Consider the following 375-nt stretch of genomic DNA (forward strand, 5'->3'; position numbering starts at 1 on the left):
CTAAGAAAGACAAACGCGCACCCGCCAATGTACTTGGCGATCACCAATAGCGATCGCGAGATTGGTTTACTCAGCAGAAGATCGATTGCCCCCGGCTCGAACGTACGCGCGAAACCAGTCGCCTCGCAGAATCGCTTCTTCGCGGACCGACCAGTCGCCATGGATCAACCGCTGACGCGTGACCGGCGGAAGATGCGACAGCCGGGCCACGTACGCTTCGGCATCGATGGCCGGATTGTCATGCATGAAGTCCCATGCGATCGAGATCAGCATGGACGGTCGCGGCCGGGCATTGGACAACGTGTTCATCGAAAGATTGTGGCGAAGCGTGAAATACGAGGACATCTACCTCAAGCAATACGAATCAGGAGCCGA

The 375-nt window shown here is 57.1% G+C and carries 1 protein-coding gene and 1 pseudogene; one reads left to right on the forward strand and one right to left on the reverse strand.

Translation table 11 applies throughout. The features are described 5' to 3' along the window. Nucleotides 1-66 precede the first annotated feature (66 nt). Nucleotides 67-246, reverse strand: coding sequence for a hypothetical protein (locus AB1L30_RS00610; protein WP_367011413.1), 180 nt, complete (start codon nucleotides 244-246; stop codon nucleotides 67-69). Nucleotides 247-253: 7 nt separating this feature from the next. Here AB1L30_RS00610 and AB1L30_RS00615 point away from each other — a divergent pair. Continuing rightward, nucleotides 254-375: pseudogene (locus AB1L30_RS00615) on the forward strand (integrase core domain-containing protein); the annotation flags it as partial.

It is taken from the genome of Bremerella sp. JC817, assembly GCF_040718835.1.
Classification (GTDB): domain Bacteria; phylum Planctomycetota; class Planctomycetia; order Pirellulales; family Pirellulaceae; genus Bremerella.

Bases quoted from the DNA above. Each gene is read 5' to 3' on its own strand.
- AB1L30_RS00610 (WP_367011413.1), bottom strand. From the start codon at position 246: ATGCATGACAATCCGGCCATCGATGCCGAAGCGTACGTGGCCCGGCTG.